This window comes from Psychrobacillus sp. NEAU-3TGS, assembly GCF_029955155.1.
GTDB lineage: Bacteria > Bacillota > Bacilli > Bacillales_A > Planococcaceae > Psychrobacillus.
The window spans coordinates 32,857-53,880 of sequence record NZ_JAPNOZ010000007.1 but is presented as its reverse complement, the minus strand read 5'-3'; the positions used below and the strand labels follow the sequence as shown (position 1 = coordinate 53,880).

Sequence of the window (21,024 nt, the reverse complement as noted above, 5' to 3'; positions counted from 1 at the left end):
GTGTATAAAAAAACAAGACTAATAGCTACCATCAGTCTTGTTTTTTATATTTATCTATTGAGTAGACTTCCAACGTAACGGAGTAATTCATTTGCTGACGTAGTATTATATCCGTGTTCATCTACTAGCCTTGCAATAACCTCATTGACTTTCTTCAAATGCGTTTCATCTGGCGTTTGAGAAGACGTCGTAATTTTGACGACATCTTTTAAATCGGCAAACAGTTTCTTTTGAATTGCTTCTCTTAAACGCTCATGCGAGTTGTATTCAAAACGTTTTCCTTTTCTTGCATAAGCAGAAAGTCGGATTAATATTTCTTCCCTAAATGCTTTTTTCGCATTTTCAGATATACCGATTTGTTCCTCTATCGAACGCATTAATTTTTCATCTGGATTCATCTCTTCTCCCGTTAACGGATCTCTCATTTTGTTTTTGTTACAAAATGCTTCTACGTTGTCGAGATAATTATTCATCAATGTGATAGCTGATTCTTCATATGAGTAGACAAATGCTTTTTGCACTTCTTTTTTCGCAATTTCATCGTACTCTTTTCGAGCGATTGCAATATAGTTCATATATTTTTCACGGTCTTCTTGCGAAATGGATGCATGCTGATCTAGACCTTCTTTTAATGCACGCAATACATCTAATGCATTGATGGATGGTATTTCTTTACGAATGATCGCGGAGGAAATTCGATTGATCACGTAACGTGGATCGATTCCGTGCATACCTTCGTTTAACGATTCTTTCTTAAGCTCCTCTAGATCAATTTCGTTAAACCCTTCTACACTTTCTCCGTCGTACAGTCGCATCTTCTTGACGATATCAACGCCTTGTTTTTTAGGTACTTCCAACCTTGTTAATATAGAAAAAATAGCGGCAGCTCGTAGTGCATGCGGAGCAATATGAACGTGAGTCATGTCACTTTCTTTAATCATTTTTTCATAAATTCGTTCTTCTTGGCTTACTTTCAAATTATATGGAATCGGCATAACGATAATTCTAGAGTGAAGTGCCTCATTCTTTTTATTGGAAATAAAAGAACGGTACTCCGTCTCGTTTGTATGTGCTACGATCAATTCATCCGCACTTATCAATGCGAATCTTCCAGCTTTAAAATTACCTTCCTGTGTCAGAGACAATAAATGCCAAAGAAACTTTTCATCAAGTTTCAACATTTCTTGAAATTCCATGATTCCACGGTTTGCTTTATTTAGCTCCCCATCAAAACGATAAGCCCTTGGATCAGATTCCGATCCGAATTCAGCAATCGTCGAGAAATCGATACTACCAGTCAAATCTGCAATATCTTGTGACTTTGGATCTGACGGTGTAAAAGTTCCGATACCAACTCGTTTATCTTCTGAGAAAAAGATTCGTTCTATCAAAACATTTTCGATACGCCCTTCATATTCCTTTTCCAATCGCATTGTATTGAGCGGAGATAAGCTACCTTCAATTCGGATCCCATATTCTTCTGCAAAATCTTCTCGCAAATGATGCGGGATTAAATGCAGAGGATCCTCATGCATTGGACACCCTTTTATCGCATAGACAGCGCCTTCATCCGTTCTGGAATATTGCTCTAAACCACGCTTTAGCAATGTAACAATGGAGGATTTCCCTCCACTAACAGGTCCCATAAGTAAAAGAATTCGTTTACGCACATCTAATCTCTTGGCAGCAGGATGAAAATATTCTTCCACAAGTCGTTCCAGCGATGCTTCAAGCCCAAATATTTCTTTTCCGAAAAAGTGATACATTCTTTGCCCGTTTCTTTCAGTTAAACCTGAGCTCTTAATCATGCTATAAACACGTGAATGAGCAGTTTGGGCAATTTCTGGTCTTTCTTTCAACATATCTAAAAATTCCTCGAACGTGCCTTCCCACTTCAATTGATTTTCTTCTTCGCGGTAGCTCTTCACCTTACTTAAAATATCCATCTATTCCCTCCATTCAGGGCTCTATTTTATACATAGTATGAAAGAATAAAGTTTATGATACATAATACTTTTAAGAATTAGCTGATTTTGTATAAGCTATCCAGGCTAGTCAACGTTCCTCGACTGATTGAAAAAGATGAACGAATCTCTTCAAACAACAAATGGTGTTTATAGAGGTCCCCTTTCCAATCTTCTGCAAGGTAGAATTAGTTTATTGTGCTTTTGTAAAAAAGGTTCTTGAATAAGAAAAGCGCAAGCGCATGTCTCTGGCCCAATTTAACTCATGGGAACGATAAATGTAACAACTCACTTAATAGGGAAACTGCGACGTAAAGAGATACGGCAAAGGCAATTGATTTCCGCTCCAGGCGGACGCTTACCGCGGGGCGGGCTGTGAGCCTCCTCGTCGCACGCTCCTGCGGGGTCTCACCTGTCCCGCTGATCTCGCAGGTGTCGCCGCCTTGCGCTTCAATCAATAGAACCTGCTGACTAATCCATAATTAAATGCAAAAAAGCTATTTAATTTGTTTACAACCGTCAAGCAGTTTCTTATTTAGAATCATTTTATGTACAGTATAAATTATAGGAAAGATTGCTATTAAATCCCAGTGGACTCTTCATTCAACTCACTACCGCACAGTTTCCCAATATCACGATCCAAATAATAACATGCCATGCCTTATGCTATTTAAAATAGTTATCCACATGTCTAAATCTTAAATCTTACATAGTTTCCTAACTAATGTAAAAAAGCCACACTCGTTAAGAGAATGACTTTTTTAAATGAATTAATTTTTAGATTGAAATAAACATAATCTGGATATTGAATCATATATCCACGTTACTTACATTTACAAGTACCAGCACCTGTTTTATTGCACTTTTTACATTTCTGATTTGCCATTCATTCACTCCTTTAGTTGATTGATAAAGTATATGGAGGTGAATGATTGTCCAATACATTTAACTTTAAAACTTTTTCCTATAGGTGTAGGACAAGTCTCCTTAAGCTCGTCAAATTCTTGTCATGTACACTTATCCTTCATCTCCCCCATATGATAAAACTAGACTTATTAGGAGATGATTTTATGACCCTATGGATTGATGTTTCCGTTAAAAAGCGGCAATTAAAGCTGTACAATGCTAGTGTATTATTAAAGACATACCCAATTGCGGTTGGGAAAATATTGACGCCTACTCCAACAGGAAATTACATTATCATTAACAAGGAAGTGGATCCCGGAGGACCTTTTGGTGCATTATGGATGGGTTTATCCAAACCACATTACGGTATACACGGAACTAATGACCCGTCATCTATCGGAAAAAAAGTGTCGCATGGCTGTATTCGGATGCATAACAAAGACGTATTAGAACTTTCCTCTATGGTTCCAACGAGTACCAATGTGTATATTCACCAATAAGATCGAAAGACGAAATGAGGGATAGCATGTGAAGGAAAATACGATAACTACATTCTTCTTGTTTTCGCTCGAACATTTAATCGCAATTGCAGTGTTATTCATCTGTGTATCACTTTTATATATGTTAAGAAATGTATTAGCTCATCCATTTAACCACACACTTCTCTTTGAACGTTTCTACGCACTTTCCTTACTGGTAATGGAAATTTCCTACCATCTTATCTTAATTCGAGATGGGATATGGACTTTCAGTGAATCATTACCATTTCATCTATGTAGTTTAAGTCTTTTTTGCTCATGTTTCCTCTTATGGACTGGAAGCAAGCGACTATATGACTTTATCTTTTTTGCTGGCATGGGAGGTGCGCTTCAAGCTGTGCTAACCCCTTCTATCATTGTGCATTTCCCTGACTTTAAATTTATACATTTCTTTTATGTGCATATCGGAATTATATTGACCGCCTTTTATATTCTATGGGTAAAAGGCTATAGACCTACTTTTATAGGGATTATACAAACTATGCTTGTATTAAATATCATCTTTCCTTTCATTTTTATACTGAATATCCTTATCCAAGGTAACTATATGTTTTTAAGAGAAAAACCGATTAATGGGAGTTTACTAGATTTCTTGGGACCATATCCTTGGTATATCATTTCTTTAGAAATAGTCGCTTTTAGCATTTTTGTTCTTGTCTGGTTAATCTTTCGGAAATGGAAATCTCCTCAAAATGATTTGGCGTGATACAAAGTTTTCTATCATAAAAGCCAACTTCCATGGAAGTTGGCTTTTTCAATTAATTTACTGTTTCTGAACCAATCTTCTTCTTTTGATCATCCAATACACGGCAAACGCAATTACACTTAATATTAGAAAGACCGGTAAATTTCCAATGAAAAATACTACAATAGCAGAAGCACCAGCAAGTATTGCGTTTGTACTAGTGACAAACTGACTCTTCGTCTTTTCCCAAGTATTTAAATCATTATTTTCAATTCCGGGAACAATAACCCGATTTTCAATCATTGTTAGTTCAATTGTCGAAAAGGAAGACTGGTTCTCCAGATATTTCATCTTACCGACTATCACTTCTATTTCTTCCTGGACTTTTGCTAAATCGGAAGAAATTTTCAATAAATCCTCCGTTTTCTCTGCTCCTTCCATAAACGTGAGCAAACGTTCTTCGACTACTCTTTTAGATTTTAGACGGGAAGTTAAATCCACATATTGCTCTGTAACATCCTGACCAGTAACGTTACGCTCTAATACCTTTGACGCTTCCCCTTCTGCATCGGATAAAAAAGTTTCGAAATGCATTTCTGGTATTCGGACTACCATATGACCATTACTCGTCTGGTCATCTTCTTTATATACATTGGACTCAACGATATAGCCTCCGTACTCCTTCACCTTCTGCTCGATATTACTTTGCGCTTTTACAAGTTCTTTTACATTCGTTCGAATAATAGCATTATGAATAATCATACGCTGCTCATTTGCCTCAATGGGTTCTTCCGCACTTTTTTCTTCTCCTTCCACCGCCAAACTTTCCTCTTTCTCTACATATGCGGCAGAATCATTTGCACTATCCATTTCTGAAACACTCTTACTTTCTTCAGCTGCACTACAAGCTACAAGGAAACCCAAAAGTACGAATAAAAGAAAATAGAAGACCCCTTTTTTCATGTTTACCTACCCCCTTGTCTATATATAAACAGACGGTTTGTTATATGAAGAGTTACAAAAAGTCAGAAAATTTTATTTTACCAAGCTAATAAAACAGTCTATTAGCAGATGAGAAATTTTTACTTTTTTCTCAAAAACACTTAAATTACCGAAAGATTCAGATAGAATAGATATAAAGTGAAACTTCCATCAGAGGGGATTTTTCGACGCACAGGACGTGCTAGTGGGGACGTTGCGACATGGACGTCGCGCTTTTAGTCCCCGTCATCCCACTGATTGTTAGTTGTGTCCCACACGATGTGGGTCACACAGACGTTGCAAACGCTCTTTTATTTTGCGACGAGCTTTGCGCAGGAGCAACACGATGTTGCGTACTTAGTCTGGGATCATTTCATCAGACTTTTACAGGCAGTTGATCTCCCACTTATCTTTTCACTTTTCTAACATCTTGAAGCGGGAGTCTCACTGCCCGTTAATGCGGGATAAAAATAGAAGGAGGACTTTCATATGAGTAAAGCAAGTGAAAAAGTAATCAGATACAGAGGAACAACATTAAATACTAAAGGCTGGCTTCAAGAAGCTGCTCTTCGCATGCTGATGAACAATTTGGATGCAGAAGTCGCAGAACATCCAGATGATCTAGTTGTATATGGCGGTATCGGAAAAGCAGCACGGAACTGGGATGCTTTTGATGGAATTATCCGCTCTTTAAAGGAATTAGAAAATGACGAAACATTGCTTGTCCAATCCGGGAAACCAGTTGCGGTATTTAAATCTCATGCAGATGCTCCTCGAGTTCTTATAGCAAACTCTAACTTAGTTCCAGCATTTGCAACATGGGAACATTTCCATGAGCTCGATAAAAAAGGACTCATGATGTACGGACAAATGACTGCTGGGAGTTGGATATACATTGGCTCTCAAGGGATTGTTCAAGGTACGTATGAAACATTTGCAGAGCTTGCAAAACAACATTTTGGCGGAACTTTAAAAAATACTATAACACTTACAGCGGGTCTTGGTGGCATGGGGGGAGCTCAGTCACTCGCAGTGACGATGAATGGTGGAGTTTGCATCGGAATTGATGTGGATGAATCACGTATTGATCGAAGAATCGAAACGGGTTACACGGATTCCAAAACAGATTCACTAGAGGAAGCGATTCGTTTGGCTAAAGAAGCAAAACAGGAAGGGAAAGCCCTATCGATTGGCCTTATAGGAAATGCAGCCGATATTTTACCTGAAATGATAACTCGTGGCTTTATTCCGGATATATTAACAGATCAAACATCTGCCCATGATCCTTTAAATGGATATATCCCTTCCCAAATGAGTCTAGAAGATGCTATGAAAAAGAGAGTTGATGATCCAGAAGGATATGTAAAACTAGCTAAAGCATCAATGGAAAAGCATGTGCGTGCAATGGTCGACATGATGGATCAGGGTGCCGTGACATTTGACTACGGAAATAATATTCGTCAAGTAGCAAAAGATGCTGGCTTTGAACGGGCATTTGACTTCCCAGGGTTCGTTCCAGCATATATTCGTCCCCAGTTTTGTGAAGGAAAAGGTCCCTTCCGTTGGGTGGCATTGTCTGGTGATCCTGAAGACATTTATAAAACAGACGAAGTGATTTTACGGGAGTTTAGCTATAACAATCATTTATGTAACTGGATCAAAATGGCCCGAGAAAAAATTCAATTTCAAGGTCTTCCTTCCCGTATTTGCTGGCTAGGCTATGGAGAACGCGCCCGCTTCGGAAAAATTATAAACGATATGGTCGCCTCTGGTGAATTAAAAGCGCCTATTGTCATTGGTAGAGATCATCTCGATTCAGGTTCCGTCGCTTCCCCTAATCGGGAAACAGAAGCGATGAAAGATGGTTCGGACGCAGTAGCAGACTGGCCAATACTTAATGCCATGATAAATGCAGTTGGCGGTGCAACATGGGTATCTCTTCACCATGGAGGAGGAGTTGGTATGGGATATTCCATCCATGCAGGTATGGTCATTGTCGCTGACGGTACGAAAGCCGCTGAAGTAAGACTAGAACGAGTACTAACGTCAGACCCTGGCATGGGTATTGTTCGTCATTTTGACGCTGGTTATGAGCTAGCTGAAAAAACTGCACGTGACAAAGGGGTTCACATACCGATGATGAAGCAGGAGGACTAATTACAATGAGAAAAGCAGTTTGGATCAAGCACGCATCGCAGTTGGTCACTTTAGCAAGTAAATCAGAAGGCCCCCGTGTAAAAGGTGCAATGAGCGATTTAGCAATTATTGAAAATGGAAGTATATGGCTTAAGGACGGACTAATTCAAGCAGTTGGTACTACGGAAGAATTGGAACTTTTCTATACGAAAAGTGAAGCGGATGTAGAGATCATAGATGCAACCGGCCATCTCGTAACTCCTGGTCTAGTAGACCCTCATACCCATATTGCGTTTGGAGGCAGTAGGGAACGGGAATTCGAGATGCGTCTGGAAGGCGCTACGTATATGGATATTATGAGTGCTGGTGGTGGGATTCATGCTACGACACGAATGACCCGCGAGGCAACAGAGAACGAACTTGTCATTCAAACTTCCAAAAGACTAGATTCTTTCTTGGCGCATGGAGTAACTACTATTGAAGGAAAAAGTGGATATGGATTAGATTTAGAAACGGAACTAAAACAACTTCGTGTAATGAAACGATTGCAAGAGGAGCATCCAATAGATATTGTCCCCACATTTATGGGTGCACATGCCGTTCCCGTAGCATTTAAAGACCGTGAAGAGGATTATGTAGATCTCATTATTAATGAAATGCTGCCCTTGGTTGCTAAAGATAAACTAGCAAAGTTTAATGATGTTTTTTGTGAAGTTGGAGTTTTTACACCAGAACAAACCGAGCGTATTTTAGAAGCCGGTAAATCGCACGGTCTTATCCCGAAAATACATGCAGATGAAATTGAACCATACCAAGGAGCTGAGCTTGCAGCAAAAGTAGGAGCAATTTCTGCAGAGCATTTATTGAAAACAACAGAGGAAGGTATTCAAGCAATGGCTGAGAAAGGAGTTATTGCTTGTTTACTGCCAGCTACGGCTCTGTATTTAAGAGAAACAGCTGCAAAAGGTAGAAGAATGATTGATGCAGGGGTGCCTGTTGCAATTTCTACAGACTGCAACCCCGGCTCCTCCCCCACTACTTCTATGCCACTAGTAATGAATTTAGCTTGCATCTCGATGAGACTCACACCTGCAGAAAGTTTATGTGCCGCTACTTATAATGCAGCTTGTGCAATTCAAATGGAAGATAAGGTTGGTTCTTTAGAAGTTGGAAAACAAGCAGACGTCGTTCTTTGGAACGTCCAAAGTTATCAGCAACTACAATATTTGTTTGGTGTGAATCACGTAAAAACAGTGTGGAAAAAAGGGCTGAAGGTCGTTCGTTAAAACAGAAACTTTACGAAGAAAGAACGTGAATAGGAATGATTAGTTTAAAAGGAAATGGACTGACGCTGGAAAATATGCGTGCCCTTTTATATCAGAATAAACAAGTTAAGCTTGAAAAAAATGCTATAGAAGCGGTTGTTAAAAGTAGAAAAGCGGTAGAAAAAATAGTAAAAGAACGGCGAACTGTATATGGCATCAACACAGGCTTCGGAAAATTCAGTGATGTAAGCATTGATGAAGGGAACGTTCGTGCACTTCAACTTCATCTCATTCGCTCACATGCCTGTGGGATAGGTCAGCCTTTTGATGAAATAGTATCACGTGCCATGATTATATTAAGATTGAATGCATTGTTAAAAGGATTTTCGGGTATTCGTCTGGAAGTACTTGAGCGGCTCGCATATATGGTAAATCACAGAATTCACCCAGTAATTCCACAACAAGGTTCACTAGGTGCATCCGGGGATTTGGCTCCCCTCTCTCATTTAGCCCTAGTCCTTATTGGGGAAGGCTTTGTATGGGATGGTGAGAAACATATCCCCTCTAATGAAATATGGGCTAATCACAATCTACAACCAATTATACTCGAAGCTAAAGAAGGTCTCGCACTTATAAACGGAACCCAAGCGATGACAGCACAAGGCGTTGTAAATTGGTTAGAATCGGAAACACTTGCCTATCAAAGTGAGTGGATTGCCGCTATGTCAATGGAAGCTTTGCATGGTATAACCGACGCGTTCCACCCCGCAATTCATGAAGCGCGTGGCTACTCGGAGCAAGTGGAAGTTGCACAACGTATGCTAAAATGGCTTGAAGGAAGCCAACTTGTGACTAAACAAGGAGAGAAACGTGTACAGGATGCTTATTCTTTACGTTGTATCCCTCAAATCCATGGAGCTAGTTGGCAAGTATTAGAGTACGTAAAAGAAAAACTAGAGATTGAGATGAATGCCGCAACGGATAATCCGTTAATAGTAGAGAATGGCGAAGCCGTTATTTCAGGTGGAAACTTTCACGGGCAATCGATTGCCTTTGCAATGGACTTCTTAAAAATAGGAATTGCAGAGCTTGCGAACGTTTCCGAAAGAAGAATAGAAAGACTCGTTAATCCTCAATTGAACGAAGGACTTCCACCTTTTTTAAGCGCGCAACCTGGGCTTCAATCAGGTGCTATGATTTTACAATATGCTGCCGCAAGCTTAGTGTCGGAAAACAAAACACTTGCCCATCCGGCCTCTGTTGACTCTATCCCTTCGTCTGCAAATCAAGAAGACCACGTCAGTATGGGGACAATCGGTGCAAGACACGCCTCACTCATTATTCAAAACGCACGTAGAGTCCTAGCGATTGAGGCTTTATGCGCAGCACAAGGTGTAGAATATCGTGGAGTTACCTTAATGTCCCCTTCCCTCTTCAGGAAATGGGAGGATATAAGAGAAATAACCCCATCAATCACGGAAGATCGTATCTTTCATGAAGATATAGAAAAGCTAAACGACTATATGAAAGAAGAAACTATGAAAAATAAATAAGAAGGATATATGTAAAGTTTAATCAAAGGTTCCCACAAATTGTTTATTCATATTAAGACATTTACCAGGTGCTTTAATATGTTGGACCAAAACGATTTCAACACTATTACAGAAACTCTTAACGCGAAAAGGATGCGACTTGTTGCATCCCTTTCGCATTTTTTTCGGTAACTATATGGGAGCCTTCGTTCGTTGCACGTTAGTAGTGTAGGCAATCAAAGTACCAAACAAAACATTGTAATACTCCTACGTAAAACAGCTATGTGAGAATGATTCCAAACAAAAGGTTTACCTATATAGAATATGGGGTAGTTAATATCTAAGTATTAAAAAGAAACTACAATTAGGAGGAAATTCATATGACAACGAATTCAATCGCAGAACGTAGATGGTGGAAAGTCGGTGCAGCAACATTTCTTTCAGTAGCCTTTTTGGCAGCATGTGGGGACGGGGAAAATGAATCAGATGTGGATGACACTATTGATGAAGAAATAGAACAAGAGATTGAAGAAGAAAACAAAGATGGCGAATAAAATCCAAAAACCACTACGGTGGTTTTTCTTTTATGCTTCCATTTTAAAATACAGGTTTAGAAAATAATAACTGTGGGAAATACATAGGAAGATTCATTTGTACAACCTATAGGAACTACGAATTTAAATAAGGATCATAAAGGATGGAAATTAAGTGCAGCAGCTTTTCTTTCAGTAGGATTACTAGCAGCTTGCGGTGATGATCCAGATGATAATGATATGAATGACCCTGTAGATGAAGATGTAGATTTTAATGTGGATGTGAAAGACAACGATAGTGAAGCAGAAGATACGAACGTAAATGAAGAAAATATAGAAGACACAGATGAGGAGGTAATAGATAAAAATCAAGACTAACCTAAAATATTCGCAATAAATATTCGAATTATTTGTGGATAAGTCCGTCGTATTAATATCGATTTTCTTAAGTATAAGTGAGACTTATGAATAAATGATAAAATATGGACGAAAAAATCTATTTTATGCACAATAAGATAATTTAGAATCAAATATTTAGTTATATCGATAAAAATGTTTCGACAAAATTCGAGTTATATACTTTTGTGGATAAAGTTATTCACAAAATTCCAACTGTTGTATAAACATTTGTACAAACTTATTAACAATTGTTAACAGGTTATCCACTATCATCTGTGGATAAGAGAACAGTTGTTCTTAACCTAACTTTTTGTTAGATTAAAGTTATAGATATAAACTATTCATTTTATTTTTCACAATAGACTTTAGTGAATGAAATATAATCAGGAGGTGTTATTAAAATGAGTAAAATGCCAGATGAATTGTTATTAGAGTCTTATAAACGAGCAAAAGAGTTGAAACTCTCTAGTGATTTTATATCTCTCTTGGAAAATGAAATTTGCCGACGCTCATTGATTGTGCATGCATAATCTTTCTAAGTAATTTTCACCGATCTATTGTGAAAAATAACCTATACTTTTATCTAATAGACACCTACCGAACGGTTAAATTTATGAGGTGTCTTTTTTTATACTATTTTACTTATTAATATTCCTCTCATTCCATTTCTATTCGAAAAAAATTTCGACATTATTTTTTACTTGTGTATTTGTGGATAAAGTTATACACAAGTTCAAACCAATAAAACAGTTAATTATTATCAACACTAATGAATTTACTAACAGGTTTTCCACATAATTGTGCATAACTTTTATTTTTTATCACTATCTATAAAAAACCATACATAAAGTGTAACTTTCTTTTCTTTGGTTCGTAAATAGTATAGAGTTAAATTATATGCTTATGTTAAATTGGCATATAGTTATTATTTATGGAGGTTATCTAAATTGAAAAAATTAGCTATATTTTTATTAACAGCGACTCTTGTGTTTTCATCTGTTGGAAACTTTGTATTTAACGAGGACACAATCACAGCAGAAGCAAAAAAATATAAATCAGGTAAGAAAAGTTTCAATACAAATAACAATTCAACAAACAATAATTCAAATATCCAAAAGAAAAAAGAGGATTCTACAACCGCAACAAGTAAATCCAATTCTAATACAAACACTAAGGGAGGATTTACTGCAGGTGGTCTAATGAAAGGCTTATTTATTGGTGGAATTGCTGGTTTATTATTCGGTAGCCTGTTCGCTAATATGGGCTTGCTTGGATCTATTTTAGGATTTGCAATAAACGCTGCAGCGATTATTTTAATTGTTGTAGTTATACGTAAAATCTTCCGTTTGTTTAAAGACAAGAAAAAAGAGGATGCTAACTCATGGAGAAGTTAATAATCCCAGAACAAAACATTATTAACGCTGTATGTGTATATATTGCACGCCAAAAAAATACAATCCCTGAAGAAGTGGAAGTCGAGCTTATGTATGATGATGACGATTCTGGTTTTACAGCAGAGGCTTATGTCAATGGGCAACAACAATTCTTAAGTACATTAAATTTAATTGAAGCACTGCGTATGACACTGCAAGAATTTATGAATCTTGACCCTAACTCAACAGGAATCGAATTAATTTTAGATGATGAACAAGGCATTATAGCGGCAGTCCATTAAAAACTAAAGGCAATTCCGATGACATTGAAAAACCGGCGGCAATTTTTTGCCACCGGTCTATTTTGTTATTGTTGGTTAAATGATTGTCCACTCATTTGTGCTTGAGCTTGAGCTACTAAACGCTTAGTAATTTCTCCGCCAACGGAACCGTTAGCACGCGCTGTAGAGTCTCCGCCAAGGTTTACACCGAATTCTTGTGCAATTTCATATTTCATTTGGTCAAGAGCTTGTTGCACCCCTGGTACTAGAAGTTGATTTGAATTACGATTTGCCATGTTGTTTCACCTCCTTGTGAAATTATATTGTGCGATTTAGGATCATTTATGCAATAAAATAAAAGTTTATTTTTGTGAGTTTTTCATCTAGGTAAATGAGGCTAAGCAGATTGCTTAGCTCCATCTCTTATGGTTACTTCTCGAAAATTTGATGAATTATTTCATTTGATTTACTGTTATTTAAATTTTTGTGAATGCAGCTCGCAGGCAAATCCCTGATACTATCTGTAAAAGCTTTTGCCATTTCTGCCTCTCCGGCTACATGGAACTCCCGCCAACCTCGTTTTTTCTTTAGTTGTTCAATGGTCACCCTCATTCCTTTAAAGAGGTTATTCGCATTTATTCTGTATCCTGGCTCTAATACGGCGGTTCTACTGTCAGCAACTGCACGTCTTCCTTTTGCATCTATTTTTTTCTTTTCTCTCCACTCTTCCGAAACCGGGTCAAATTTAAATGTTAAGTCGTCTCTAACTAATCCCATCGCAGTATCTAAAATACGGACTTCTCCAAAGCTTGGCATGATTATTCCCGCTTCTGGATATGCTTTATACATATACTCTAATTGTTCTGTCATCGCATGGTTTTCCCAGTAAAAATTTGTTTTAACCGGTACCTGTGCATAATAGACAGACCATATATCTTCATTTGCAGTAGCAAAAATGACAATTCCTTTTCGAAGATCATGGGCATTTTCTTCTATCTCATTGAACACTTTTTTCTTTATTTGTTCGAATGCTTTTATTTCCCGCTCATCATTTGATGCTTCCAAATATTCACCAATTCTTTTTAAGCCACTTTTCAGATGGATTTTCCAAGCACCTTTTAGTGTATCTGGGTCTGCAGGATTCGTATTTAAATAAACACTTAACACACAACGATCTGTACAGCTATACGCTTTTAAAGCTTCCAGTTCTTTATTTATCGTCATTTATCCTAAAACCTCCTTTTTTACTTACACTCTTAGCATTTCCCTCGACCGTTTAGAAAATCCGCAATTGAAGTGTTATGTTTATAGGTTCATTTTCATTTTTTTAGAAATAAAAAAACTACCCTTCTAAAGGATAGTTTGTGCAACATCGGATTTGTGCATCATATGGAAGCTCAGAGTAAGGACGATCTAGAGTGAAACTAAAAGAGGTAAACTTGCTTCTTAATATGCATAATTTTCGTTTGGTGAGCGAGGTGCCTGCGCCGTCTATAGCGACTTGCCAAAATCCGATATTATGAAAAGGGTCGACTTATTACCAATTTCCCTTGATAATACACTTTTTTTATTCTCTCTATATCGGTGATTTCCAAGCCCGGAATACCCTCTGCTACTATAAAATTGGCATCTAGCCCTTTTTCTAAACGACCAAATTGATGGTGCTTGCCTAATATAGTCGCTGGATTATTGGTAAGTAAAGCTAAAATTGCATTTTCATCGAAATTATTTTCCTTTAAAACTTGCATAGATGGGTTGGCAATTAACATTAATTGGTCAGGTCCTTTTAACAATTTATCTTCATAAGGAAGCCAAGGTACTTCTGGATATGGCGGTAAATAAGCATCAGTAGAAATGGAAACAGGAATGCCAGCCTTTATAAATTTCAGTATTTCTTCCGGAGAATTTGGTGTTAAATGCGTTCCTCCCATTGGGGTTGCAACTATTTGCACACCCTGATCTGAAGCTCTTGCTATTAGCTCATCGGTAATGCTGTGGGCATGATGTAAAACATCCACACCTACTTCCAACGCCATCTCTATTCCCACTATACCAGCTACATGTGCACCTATCTTCTTTCCAAACCCATGGTAGATATCCACAATTTGTTGCATTTCCTCTATTGTATAAATTAATTCTCCGGCTTTTGGTACTTCATTTTTAGTGAAATTGGCTGGAGTTGCATTGATAAATATATTTTCACCTGGATATTCACTCTCTTTTGCAATTTGTCTTACTAAAAAAGGATCTACTAAATCCTTTTTATGAACCGCTTTAGACTGCGTTATCGAAGTAAAATGAGCTATTTTCTCAAAGCCAATGGATATACTAGTTGTTGCAAAAGAAACGTTTAGTGGAATTCCATGAACCGCTTTCCTATAATCTTCGATAGAAAAATCACCAAGTGGATGACCGCAAATTTGTTCTCCTAGTGCTGTAATGCCCGTAGATAAAGCATGAAGAAGAATTGCTTTTCCTGCTAGGAAATGAGTATCCGAAGTAACTGGATAAAGCGAAGTTGGCGCAAATTCAAGTAAATGGGTATGGCAATCGACTAAAGAAGGAGTCACTACATCGTTTGTATAATCGATAACTTGTATAGAGGAATATTGTTTACGAATGTTTTCCCATGTTCCTACTTCTATTATTTTTTCATTTTGAATCACCATTGCTCCATCTTCAATCGTTCCGATATGACTCACAGTTATAATTTTTTTAGCACGAATCATATAAATACTCATTGTTTATCCTACCAAAAATGGCGTTAAAAAATACGCAAGTAAACAGGCAGTCGCGATTCTAATAATTAGTCCGATAATCGATGCTACTAACGCTTCTCTCTCATTCAAGCTTGAAACTTCTGCCCAAGTTGCAGGAATTTGACCGAAAATAACGGATAATGGTAACCCGGAATTTGCTAAAACAAAAGAGCCAACTATTAATCGTGCATCAATGGACGACGTTAATTCTGCCAGCTGGGCTACAGCAAGCGTAGGAGCGGCAAGAACGGATACAATACCTGTCGCTGGCTCGATACTTAAGAATGTTAGTACAGTGGATAAATTCGATTCAATAAAATCCCAGGCTCCTAAAAATCTTAGTGCACCTATAAAGAAAAACACAGCTGCAACAGCAGGAATAATGATTAAAAATAGAAGCTCAGCGCCTTCTTTCGCAGAAGAAAAAATTGTTTCAAGAAATTTTGTTTTTGGCGTAAATCGGGGTAAACTTTCCAAATCAACCTTTTTTGTATCTCGGTAAATTGTGATGGATAATATCCATGGAACCACAACAATCGGAACAAAGATAGAAAGTATTATAAGCGGAAACGCATTAATGTTGAACGCAGAAAGTGCAATGAGACCTAGCACTAACGTAGCAAAGGATTGCGGAGATTGTATCATCGTTGCAACAGCTATTTTTTGTTCTGCTTTCGTCGCTTTTGCCTTCACCAGAACAGGTCCAGCAATTTTTCCAGCTGCATTAATATCACCTAAAATGTTATAAACACTCGGTACAATGACAGATGGGTTTATTTTAAGCAATTTCATAATCGGAACAAATATCCGGATTAACCCATCGGTAAATCCTAAACGTTCAATCATACGTCCGAAGATCACACTAATAATGATGGCAATTCCTATTTCACTTGTTAAAAAAACATCCACTACAATAGGTTTTACCTCAGCAATAATCGTGTTAAAAAAATTAGAGAGAGAATTAGGATCAAATAATAGGATTAGTAACGAAGCAACAACTAATAGAATTCCGACAGCTTCTACTGGATGCCATTTCGAACGAGAACCCTTTAATTTAAAGCTTGTTTCTTTATTTTTCTCCATACGAACAACCTCCCCACACCACTTTCTATACTTTATGACCAATTTAAAAAATGTGTGTTTGTCTCCACTTTATTGATTAAGCATTCTTTTTAATTTAGCTAAAAAACTCCCAAACAATTAATAAATTCTAACGTAAAATATAGAAAACGATTTTTAAGGAGATGATAAATTTTGGAGGATAAAGACACGAAATGGTCAGACATAAATTCGTGTGAACGAAAACCTAATTTCCTCATATTCCTAGTAGACGAGCAACGCTTTCCAACTGTTTATGAAAATGATGCGCTAAAAAAGTGGCGGAAAGAAAATTTAAGGACACAAGAATTATTGCGTGATAACGGTTTGGAATTTCTTCATCACTATATCGGAAGTACTGCCTGCTCACCGAGTAGAACAACTTTATACACAGGGCAGTATCCATCTCTTCATGGGGTAACTAAAACAACTGGAGGTGCTGCTAATGCTTCTGAACCAGACATTTTTTGGCTTGATCCAAATAGCGTCCCTACTATCGGAGATTATTTTCGTGCAGCCGGCTACGACACCTTTTGGAAAGGAAAATGGCATGCTTCCCATCAAGATATCTTAATACCTGGTACACAAAATGCCATGCCAAGTTATCATCCCGCAACCGGTGTTCCTAACACTACAAATGAAGAATTCTATTTAGAAGCAGATCGCCTTGATGAATTTGGCTTTTCAGGATGGCTTGGACCAGAACCACATGGGACAAATCCAAGAAATTCTGGTTCTTCTGCTCAAATTGGTACGAAAGGACGTGATGAAGTATACGCAAGAGAAGTGGTTAATCTCATCTCCTCACTCGAAAAAAACAGCCCGAAAGCAAATACCAAACCGTGGTTAATTGTTTCTTCCTTTATTAATCCGCATGATATCGCTTTGTATGGAGATCTAACAGAGGTTTCTCCCTTGTTTAACTTTGACATAGATCCATCTGTTCCATTCATTCCACCTGCTCCTACTACGAATGAGTCACTACTTACAAAACCAGCTGCACAAGAAAGCTATAAAGAAACCTACCCAAAAACCTTTCAGCCTACTAGAGATACACTAGTTTATCGACAGCTATATTTTTCGTTGCACAAGCAAGTAGATGATGAGATGTCTAAAGTTTTTAGGGCATTACAAGAATCTAAGTTTTACGACAATACGATCGTTATCTTCACTTCGGATCACGGCGATTTGTTAGGAGCACACGGAGGATTGTTCCAAAAATGGTATAACGCCTACGAAGAAACGATTCATGTCCCTTTTATTGTTCATAGTCCCAAGTTATTTTCTGAGCGCAGAACAGCGGATATGTTAACAAGTCACGTGGACATTCTTCCCACACTACTTGGGCTTGCTAACATTGATGTGCATAAGATTGCAAAAGAACTTAAGCAAGATCATACCGAAGTTCATCCACTTGTAGGACGTGATCTTACACCTGTTGTGTATGACAAAGATAAATCTCATCAAGTACATGATCCAGTCTATTTTATGTCAGACGATGATGTCACAAGAGGCTTAAACCAAGTTAGCTTCTCAGGCGAGCCTTATCAATCTGTAACACAGCCTAACCATCTTGAAGCAGTTATTGCCCGTCTTCCAACTGGTAATAACAATACGTATGAAATATGGAAGTTCACTCGTTACTTTGACAATCCACAATTTTGGAGCAACCCTGGATTAGAAGATCAAACAACCGAGATTAAAAGCCAAATTCCTATTGATGAAACAATCAGTATATCCGTTTCTAAAATAACTACCAAAACCCGTCCTGTCCCAGAAGAATATGAATTGTATAATTTGACGAAAGATCCGCTTGAAATAGAAAATTTATCTCCCCTTTCCCCTAAAAATGATGAAATAGATTATATTGAAAAACTCATGAAAAAGTTATTAGAGGAACAATGCAAACAAAAAAGATTACAACCTAGAAATGGACTAGTACCAGGTCAACCAAATTGCCAAAACAAATAAAAGCAATCTCCCGCCATACATTTAAGTAAGGCGGGAGATTGTTTTTTTAATGGGATTGTACACTGTTTTCTTCCATCCAATATGCTTCTCTAATATTAATCTGCCTGCGAATTTTCCTCATAATATCAATGGAAACTTCACCTGTTTCATATAAGCTTTGGATCTCATCACGCTCCGCTTGAAAGGCTTTGTCTCTCAACTCTCGCTGCTCGCGAATATATTTACTTGAGTCGGCTCCTTTACGTGCTAATTTAAACTTTATGATCATTTCATTGTACTCACCGATAATCACTTCATTGATTGCTTCATTTTCAGGATTCATTGTTTCTTTCAAATAAGCAATCGCCGCTTGCGCCATTTCCATTTTAAGCATGGCTACTTTTTTGTTTTTTTCAATCGAGCTCTAAAGGAGTTGTGTTTTCTTGACTTAAACAAGCTTGCTAAATTAAATAATCCCTCGTTTTAACCATTGTCCATATGAATAATCCTCTATATAGTAAGCGGTTTGTAACAGCAACACGCATTCGATGGATATGCTCTTCCAATAAATACAGTGACTCCCGATTGATTTGCTCATTTGTTTGCAACTTTTCTATATAATTTATTTCTATTTCTAATGCTTTCAAACGAGTTTCGGTTTCTAATGCTTTCCTTCGAGCACTCTCTTCCTCACTTAAATAAATCAGATCATTACGAACTTTATTATAGTGCGAGATAATGGAAACAGCTGATCCTCTGTTTTCGTCAGTAGTTAGTTCACGCATCGTCTTAATCGCAGCATCCATCGATAGAAGGATTGCTTTTCTTTCCATTTCTTCTTTCAGCTTTTCTGTGTTCCCTTTTTCTGTTTTTGCAATAATAGGCAAGAAAATACTTGCCAAGATAAGTGTCACTAAAATTACACCTGCTGCGATGAAAATAATTAATGAACGTTCTGGAAATACATCACCATTAGCTAAAAAGTACGGAATCGTAAAAGCACCAGCGAGTGTTACAGCACCTCGTACACCAGAAATGGTCGTAATGCTAATATATCGCAGAGACGGCTTTGGTAATTGCTCTGCTTTAAGCAGCCATCCGCCCCACCATCCTGCAAATATCCAAACAAAACGTAATAGTAAAAGAGAAGCAGTAATGATCAAAATATATGTAATCACTTCAAAATTATTGAACAAAGGACTTTCAAAAATTTCTCGAGAAACACTTGGAATTTGTAGCCCTAATAGTACAAATACAAGTCCATTCAAAATATAAATAAGAATGGTCCATGTACTTTTCGACACAATCTGTAATTGTACATTCGGTGATTGCTCTCTATCTCGATAAATTGCGTGCACGATACCAGCTGCTACAACTGATAAAATACCTGAAAGATGAAAATGTTCAATTACATAAAAAATGATAAACGGTGTCAATAATTGGATAAGCATGTGAAGTGTGACATCTTCCATACCTAAACGTCGGATAAATACTTTCAATCGAATAATGATAAAAGCAAGCAATGCTCCCCCAACAAATCCTCCGATTGCGATCAATAAAAAGCTCCAGCTTGCTTCTGCAAGCGAAAAAACACCGGTTACCGTTGCTGCAACTGCAAATTTAAAGGCAACCAATCCAGAGGCGTCATTCATAAGCCCCTCGCCTTCTAGCACATGCATAATCGTTTTCGGCATCTTGACTCGACTCGAAATAGCTCCAACCGCCACGACATCTGTTGGCGATAAAATAGCCGCAAGTGCAAAAGCCGCCGAAAGCGGAATCGAAGGAATTAACCACTGGATTAAATACCCAATAACAACTACGGTCAAAAATACGAGTCCAAGTGCTAGTAATAAAATAGGCTTTCGCAATTTCCAAAGAGCTTTCCTCGACACATTTTTTCCATCATAAAATAGAAGAGGAGCGATAAATAGGATAAAAAATAACTCTGGCTCCATTGGAACATGTATTCCTAACGGCAAAGCCGCAAGCAATACACCGAGTGCAATTTGAATTAGTGGGACTGGTATGTATGGCATGAAATGATTTATAAAATTAGAAAGCCCAATAATGGCTAACAAGAGTAGGATAATCATTAAAAATTCCATCATCTATCTCCTTTCTATATGTTCTATTAATAAGTGTAAAACTGTTTTTAAAGGAATACAAATACTAGGGATTTTGTCTCTATAAATTAGTTGATGTGATGGCTATTTACATTGTCTATAGACTAGTTTGAATTGGAGCTGCTTTTGGATTGCCTGGAGAACAGACTTAGATAGGATTGTATCGCTACGATGCATATAAGTGCAAGTAATATTAGTCAAAACAAATCTGCACCTCCAATACACATCCTGTATGTATTTTGAGGTGCAGATCTGTTTATAAGTTTATCCCGCATTAACGGGCAGTGAGACTCCCACTTCATGATTGAAGAAAAGCGAAAAGATAAGTGGGAGATCAACCGCTGGCATGCGCCCGATGAAATGATTCCAGACTAAGTACGCAACATCGTGTTGGGACACAACTACAATCAGCGGGGGATGACGGGGACTAAAAGCGCGACGTCATGTCGCAACGTCCCCACTAGCTCGTCATGTGCGTCGAAAAATCCCCCATTGAT

The 21,024-nt window shown here is 37.7% G+C and carries 17 protein-coding genes and 1 pseudogene; 11 read left to right on the top strand and 7 right to left on the bottom strand.

The annotated features are described in order from the left end of the window. Positions 1–50 precede the first annotated feature (50 nt). Positions 51–1,946 (bottom strand): PrkA family serine protein kinase, encoded by a 1,896-nt coding sequence (locus OR571_RS06900; protein ID WP_282242104.1) that lies wholly within the window; start codon positions 1,944–1,946, stop codon positions 51–53. 1,088 nt (positions 1,947–3,034) lie between these two features. Between OR571_RS06900 and OR571_RS06895 the strand changes: the two genes are divergently transcribed. Together OR571_RS06895 and OR571_RS06890 are read left to right on the top strand one after the other, a co-directional pair. Next, a complete protein-coding gene (locus tag OR571_RS06895; RefSeq protein ID WP_282242103.1) occupies positions 3,035–3,370 on the top strand; it encodes a L,D-transpeptidase in 336 nt (111 codons plus the stop codon). Positions 3,371–3,398: 28 nt separating this feature from the next. Continuing rightward, a complete protein-coding gene (locus OR571_RS06890) occupies positions 3,399–4,115 on the top strand; it encodes a YwaF family protein (RefSeq protein WP_282242102.1) in 717 nt (238 codons plus the stop codon). 57 nt (positions 4,116–4,172) lie between these two features. Here OR571_RS06890 and OR571_RS06885 read toward each other — a convergent pair whose 3' ends face one another. Further along, entirely contained in the window at positions 4,173–5,057 is an 885-nt protein-coding gene (locus tag OR571_RS06885) for a DUF4349 domain-containing protein (RefSeq protein WP_282242101.1), read from the bottom strand. 507 nt (positions 5,058–5,564) lie between these two features. Between OR571_RS06885 and hutU the strand changes: the two genes are divergently transcribed. The 8 genes from hutU to OR571_RS06845 all read left to right on the top strand — a co-directional run bounded on the left by hutU (position 5,565) and on the right by OR571_RS06845 (position 12,615). Next, the gene (hutU, locus tag OR571_RS06880; RefSeq protein ID WP_282242100.1) at positions 5,565–7,232 is read left to right on the top strand and encodes a urocanate hydratase; all 1,668 of its coding nucleotides are present in this window, start codon (positions 5,565–5,567) and stop codon (positions 7,230–7,232) included. A 5-nt stretch (positions 7,233–7,237) separates the two neighbouring features. Then, a complete protein-coding gene (gene hutI / locus OR571_RS06875) occupies positions 7,238–8,497 on the top strand; it encodes an imidazolonepropionase (RefSeq protein WP_282242099.1) in 1,260 nt (419 codons plus the stop codon). Positions 8,498–8,532: 35 nt separating this feature from the next. After that, positions 8,533–10,029, top strand: coding sequence for a histidine ammonia-lyase (gene hutH, locus OR571_RS06870; RefSeq protein ID WP_282242098.1), 1,497 nt, complete (start codon positions 8,533–8,535; stop codon positions 10,027–10,029). A 359-nt stretch (positions 10,030–10,388) separates the two neighbouring features. After that, complete coding sequence (locus tag OR571_RS06865; RefSeq protein WP_282242097.1) at positions 10,389–10,562, top strand: hypothetical protein; 174 nt, start codon at positions 10,389–10,391, stop codon at positions 10,560–10,562. 219 nt (positions 10,563–10,781) lie between these two features. Further along, a complete protein-coding gene (locus OR571_RS06860) occupies positions 10,782–10,919 on the top strand; it encodes a hypothetical protein (protein ID WP_282242096.1) in 138 nt (45 codons plus the stop codon). A gap of 422 nt (positions 10,920–11,341) precedes the next feature. Further along, positions 11,342–11,470, top strand: coding sequence for a sporulation histidine kinase inhibitor Sda (locus OR571_RS06855; protein ID WP_142540426.1), 129 nt, complete (start codon positions 11,342–11,344; stop codon positions 11,468–11,470). A gap of 417 nt (positions 11,471–11,887) precedes the next feature. Next, complete coding sequence (locus OR571_RS06850; protein ID WP_282242095.1) at positions 11,888–12,334, top strand: hypothetical protein; 447 nt, start codon at positions 11,888–11,890, stop codon at positions 12,332–12,334. Next, positions 12,322–12,615, top strand: coding sequence for a YxcD family protein (locus OR571_RS06845; protein WP_282242094.1), 294 nt, complete (start codon positions 12,322–12,324; stop codon positions 12,613–12,615). Before OR571_RS06850 ends, OR571_RS06845 begins: the two co-directional genes overlap by 13 nt. Before the next feature lie 65 nt (positions 12,616–12,680). Here OR571_RS06845 and OR571_RS06840 read toward each other — a convergent pair whose 3' ends face one another. From OR571_RS06840 to OR571_RS06825, 4 genes are all read right to left on the bottom strand, one after another. Beyond that, complete coding sequence (locus OR571_RS06840) at positions 12,681–12,890, bottom strand: alpha/beta-type small acid-soluble spore protein (protein ID WP_282242093.1); 210 nt, start codon at positions 12,888–12,890, stop codon at positions 12,681–12,683. Positions 12,891–13,023: 133 nt separating this feature from the next. Beyond that, the gene (locus OR571_RS06835) at positions 13,024–13,818 is read right to left on the bottom strand and encodes a VLRF1 family aeRF1-type release factor (protein ID WP_282242092.1); all 795 of its coding nucleotides are present in this window, start codon (positions 13,816–13,818) and stop codon (positions 13,024–13,026) included. Positions 13,819–14,111: 293 nt separating this feature from the next. After that, positions 14,112–15,335 (bottom strand): amidohydrolase family protein, encoded by a 1,224-nt coding sequence (locus OR571_RS06830; protein ID WP_282242091.1) that lies wholly within the window; start codon positions 15,333–15,335, stop codon positions 14,112–14,114. A gap of 3 nt (positions 15,336–15,338) precedes the next feature. Then, entirely contained in the window at positions 15,339–16,436 is a 1,098-nt protein-coding gene (locus OR571_RS06825) for a hypothetical protein (protein WP_282242090.1), read from the bottom strand. Between the two features lie 171 nt (positions 16,437–16,607). Between OR571_RS06825 and OR571_RS06820 the strand changes: the two genes are divergently transcribed. Continuing rightward, a complete protein-coding gene (locus OR571_RS06820) occupies positions 16,608–18,422 on the top strand; it encodes a sulfatase family protein (RefSeq protein WP_282242089.1) in 1,815 nt (604 codons plus the stop codon). A 46-nt stretch (positions 18,423–18,468) separates the two neighbouring features. Here OR571_RS06820 and OR571_RS06810 read toward each other — a convergent pair. Continuing rightward, a pseudogene (locus OR571_RS06810) lies at positions 18,469–20,509 on the bottom strand (Na+/H+ antiporter). Positions 20,510–21,024: the final 515 nt, after the last annotated feature.

Bases quoted from the DNA above. Each gene is read 5' to 3' on its own strand.
- OR571_RS06885 (WP_282242101.1), bottom strand. From the start codon at position 5,057: ATGAAAAAAGGGGTCTTCTATTTTCTTTTATTCGTACTTTTGGGTTTC.
- OR571_RS06835 (WP_282242092.1), bottom strand. From the start codon at position 13,818: ATGACGATAAATAAAGAACTGGAAGCTTTAAAAGCGTATAGCTGTACA.
- OR571_RS06840 (WP_282242093.1), bottom strand. From the start codon at position 12,890: ATGGCAAATCGTAATTCAAATCAACTTCTAGTACCAGGGGTGCAACAA.
- OR571_RS06900 (WP_282242104.1), bottom strand. From the start codon at position 1,946: ATGGATATTTTAAGTAAGGTGAAGAGCTACCGCGAAGAAGAAAATCAA.
- hutI (WP_282242099.1), top strand. From the start codon at position 7,238: ATGAGAAAAGCAGTTTGGATCAAGCACGCATCGCAGTTGGTCACTTTA.
- OR571_RS06865 (WP_282242097.1), top strand. From the start codon at position 10,389: ATGACAACGAATTCAATCGCAGAACGTAGATGGTGGAAAGTCGGTGCA.
- hutU (WP_282242100.1), top strand. From the start codon at position 5,565: ATGAGTAAAGCAAGTGAAAAAGTAATCAGATACAGAGGAACAACATTA.
- OR571_RS06855 (WP_142540426.1), top strand. From the start codon at position 11,342: ATGAGTAAAATGCCAGATGAATTGTTATTAGAGTCTTATAAACGAGCA.
- OR571_RS06845 (WP_282242094.1), top strand. From the start codon at position 12,322: ATGGAGAAGTTAATAATCCCAGAACAAAACATTATTAACGCTGTATGT.
- OR571_RS06895 (WP_282242103.1), top strand. From the start codon at position 3,035: ATGACCCTATGGATTGATGTTTCCGTTAAAAAGCGGCAATTAAAGCTG.
- OR571_RS06825 (WP_282242090.1), bottom strand. From the start codon at position 16,436: ATGGAGAAAAATAAAGAAACAAGCTTTAAATTAAAGGGTTCTCGTTCG.
- OR571_RS06860 (WP_282242096.1), top strand. From the start codon at position 10,782: ATGAATGACCCTGTAGATGAAGATGTAGATTTTAATGTGGATGTGAAA.
- hutH (WP_282242098.1), top strand. From the start codon at position 8,533: ATGATTAGTTTAAAAGGAAATGGACTGACGCTGGAAAATATGCGTGCC.
- OR571_RS06830 (WP_282242091.1), bottom strand. From the start codon at position 15,335: ATGAGTATTTATATGATTCGTGCTAAAAAAATTATAACTGTGAGTCAT.